This is a genomic window from Mycobacterium sp. (assembly GCF_019247615.1).
Taxonomy (GTDB): Bacteria; Actinomycetota; Actinomycetes; order Mycobacteriales; family Mycobacteriaceae; genus Mycobacterium.
In genome coordinates, this window is the sequence record NZ_JAFBAT010000308.1 from 1 (window position 1) to 3,017 (window position 3,017).

Here is a 3,017-nt window from a genome sequence, read left to right on the forward strand (position 1 = left end):
GCCGACGGTTCGGCGTTACCGTGCAATTCCTTGATCATCAGCAGGGCGCCGTTGCCCAGGAATGCGAAGGACGTTCGCGTCCAGGCCAGTGCGGTTCTATCGGCCGGTTCGTTAGCCGGATGATCGTTCGTCGCGGGCGGGTCACTCAACCCGTGACCGCCTTGGCGATCACCAACCCCAGCGCCACCAGCCCCACCACGCACAGCCCCACGGCGACGTAGGCCGGCGTGGGGTGGCGGGGCAACGGCTCGCCGCGACGCATGGCGCGATCGGCCTGCCGCCAGCGCACGAGCCCCATCACGCTGGTGAGGGTGGCCAATGCCGCGAGCCCCACGCCAAGTGCGCGGCGGGCGCCGGGGACGGCGAGTTCCGGGACGAGTTGGACAAGGGCGACGGCCGCGGCGAGCAGACCCAGCGCGGTGCGTTGCCAGGCCAGGAAGGTCCGCTCGTTGGCGAAGGTGAAGCGGTAGTCGGGTTCGCGCTCGTCCGCGCTGTCATCGGCCACGGGCTACCACGCCGCCGAGTTTAACGAACCGCATGGCCCGCCATGCCGTGTTGGGAAGCCGCGCTGCATGATGGGGCGGTGGTCAAGGCGCTGTTGTTCGACGTGCAGGGCACGGCGACAGATTTCCATTCGACCGTCTGCGCGGAGGCGCAGCGGGTTAGCGCGGGACGAGACCCGGGCGCCGATTGGCCCGAGGTGGTGCGACGTTGGCGCGCGAGGTACTTCAGGGCGCTGGAGGCGGCTCAAAGTTCCAGCGGCGGATGGGTTTCGGTGCGCTCGGTGTATCGCGATGCTTTGGATCTCGTGCTGGTCGAGTTCGGCATCACGGGCCTTTCGGAGGCAGAACGCGACGAACTGGCGGAGTCCTGGCAGCGGCTGCGGCCGTGGTCGGACGTCGTGCCGGGGCTTACCAGACTGAAAGGCGCGTACACGCTGGCCACCCTGTCGAACGCCGACGTCGCCACCGTGATCAGCATCTCCAAGCAGGCGGGGCTGCCCTGGGACGCCGTCTTTGCCGCGGAGATGGCCGGGGTGTTCAAGCCGGACCCGGCGATCTATCGCATGGCCGCGACCTACCTCGGTCTGCGCCCCGCCGAGATCATGATGGTGGCCAGCCACAAGTACGACATCCGCGCCGCGGGCCGTCTGGGTTTCGCGACCGCCTTCGTCGCGCGCCCATTCGAGTATGGGGTCGATGGGCAGCCGGATGTGGATTACTCGGACGAGTTCGACGTCAACGCGCCCGACTTTCTCGATCTGGCAGCGCAACTCGGCTGTTAGGGTCGCCGATGAAGCTGGCATGACGCCATGAGGCGCTTCGTCGCGGTGGTTCTGGTTGTATTGGGCGCCTACTCGGTGTTGCTTGGCCTCGCCTGCACCGCGGCGTGGTCGGATTATCGACGTGCGGACCCGGTCAGTGACTGACCGTTGGCGGCTTGCAGCAGGCAGATGACGGTGCTCGGCATGGGGTCGGCCGCGGTCCGGTCTTGGTTCGAGTCGATGAGATACGTGATCGAATAAGGGCTGCCGTCAAGGGGTCGGCCGGTGAATGGCGCAAAGCCGGCGGCGCAGTCCCGATTGGCGACAGTGGCGACAGCGGTGTTGACGGCCATGGGGGCGCGCACGTAGGCCTCGGCCAAATGTGCTGTCGCACAATCGACAACGGTGACGGTTACCCGGCTCAGGTCGGCGGGCGGAAGGTCGGCCACACACTCGCCGACCTGCAGGTCGATCCACTTCACGGTCCGCGAGCCCGCGGGTGCGGGGGCGGCGGAGGCGGGCGCCGCAGGGTGAACCGCCAGCGCGAATGCGGCGGCCAGGCCGCACAGCACATGAAGGCATCGGACCCGCATCGCCGCAGTTTACGCGGCGGTCAGTGTTGGGTCCGGCTTTTCCGACGACATCGACAGGAAGCCGCGCACGCAACGTGCGGCCAGCAGCCAGTTGGTGGGCCGCTTCATGTCCAGTCCGCCGAGAAGCTGTTTGATCATCGTCAGGGTATCGAAGTAAATGCGTTCGCAGACAAGCGTTTCCGCATCATCGAACACGAAGTAGGCGGTCATGCGGACCCGGAATCGACTACCGGTGGGCGGCACCTTGCCCAGGTAGCCACGATGCGTGCCCAGCAACCAGAACTCGACAATCACCGCATCGGCGCTGTGCCGCAGTGCGATGATCTCGTGGTCTTGGTCGGGAAAAGCGGTGCGGGTGTAGACGTAATAGCCGCGCACCGCATCGTCGCCATCGTGCACGACCAACTGCGGGACCAGCTCGTAGCGCGGGTGGGGGAATGTCGACAACACAGCATCCCAGTCCTGGCGGACCTCGTCATGAAAGTGGTCGAGCACCAATTTCTGGCGAGCGGCCAGCACCTCGGGAGGGGGGAACGGGGGAATGTTCACAGTGGCCAGGGTATGGTCCGGCGGTAACGGCGCGGCTAGCCGGCCGGGGGGCTCCAGGCGACGGGCAGGCTCTTGATGCCGTGGATGAATTGCGACAGCAGCATCGCCGGCTCGTCGATCGCGACGATGTCGGGTATCTCGCGGCGCAGTTCGTCGAACACGACCCTGATCTCGCGGCGAGCCAGGTTGGCGCCCAAGCAGAAATGCGCACCCCCGCCGCCGAAACCCTGATGCGGATTGGGGTCGCGGGCGACGTCGAATGTCCACGGATTGGCGAACGTCGACTCGTCGCGATTGGCTGAGTTGTACCACAGCGCGGCCTTGTCGCCGGCCGCCATCTTGACGCCGTTCATCTCGAAGTCTCGCGTCAGCGTGCGCCGCATGTACACCACCGGCGATGCCCACCGCACGATCTCTTCGACCGCGGTGGGTGCCAGGGCGTCGAAGTCGGACCACCACTTGTCCCGCTCCTCCGGGTACCGGGATAGGGCCAGCACTCCGTGGCTGATCGCGTTGCGCGTCGTCTCGTTGCCGGCCACCACCAACAGGATGAAGAATGACGCGATCTCCGACGACGACAACCGGTCGCCGTCGACGTCGGCTTCCACCAG

Annotated in this window: 6 protein-coding genes; 1 reads left to right on the forward strand and 5 read right to left on the reverse strand. The window is 66.6% G+C overall.

Annotated elements, in window-relative coordinates:
* Positions 1 to 203, reverse strand: a 203-nt coding sequence (locus JO059_RS22995) for a DUF202 domain-containing protein (RefSeq protein ID WP_366516247.1), incomplete at its 3' end; no start/stop codon positions are given.
* A complete protein-coding gene (locus JO059_RS21575; RefSeq protein ID WP_293322558.1) occupies positions 146 to 505 on the reverse strand; it encodes a DUF202 domain-containing protein in 360 nt (119 codons plus the stop codon). The genes JO059_RS22995 and JO059_RS21575, both read right to left, overlap by 58 nt.
* A 42-nt stretch (positions 506 to 547) precedes the next feature.
* Here JO059_RS21575 and JO059_RS21580 point away from each other — a divergent pair, with 42 nt between their 5' ends.
* Positions 548 to 1,285: a haloacid dehalogenase type II gene (locus JO059_RS21580; protein ID WP_293322559.1), complete on the forward strand. Its 738-nt coding sequence runs from the start codon at positions 548 to 550 to the stop codon at positions 1,283 to 1,285.
* 113 nt (positions 1,286 to 1,398) lie between these two features.
* Here JO059_RS21580 and JO059_RS21585 read toward each other — a convergent pair whose 3' ends face one another.
* From JO059_RS21585 to JO059_RS21595, 3 genes are all read right to left on the reverse strand, one after another.
* The gene (locus JO059_RS21585) at positions 1,399 to 1,857 is read right to left on the reverse strand and encodes a hypothetical protein (RefSeq protein WP_293322560.1); all 459 of its coding nucleotides are present in this window, start codon (positions 1,855 to 1,857) and stop codon (positions 1,399 to 1,401) included.
* A gap of 9 nt (positions 1,858 to 1,866) precedes the next feature.
* Complete coding sequence (locus JO059_RS21590; RefSeq protein ID WP_293322561.1) at positions 1,867 to 2,406, reverse strand: ester cyclase; 540 nt, start codon at positions 2,404 to 2,406, stop codon at positions 1,867 to 1,869.
* A gap of 35 nt (positions 2,407 to 2,441) precedes the next feature.
* Positions 2,442 to 3,017: cytochrome P450 (locus JO059_RS21595; RefSeq protein ID WP_293322562.1), on the reverse strand; the 576-nt coding region annotated here is incomplete at its 5' end.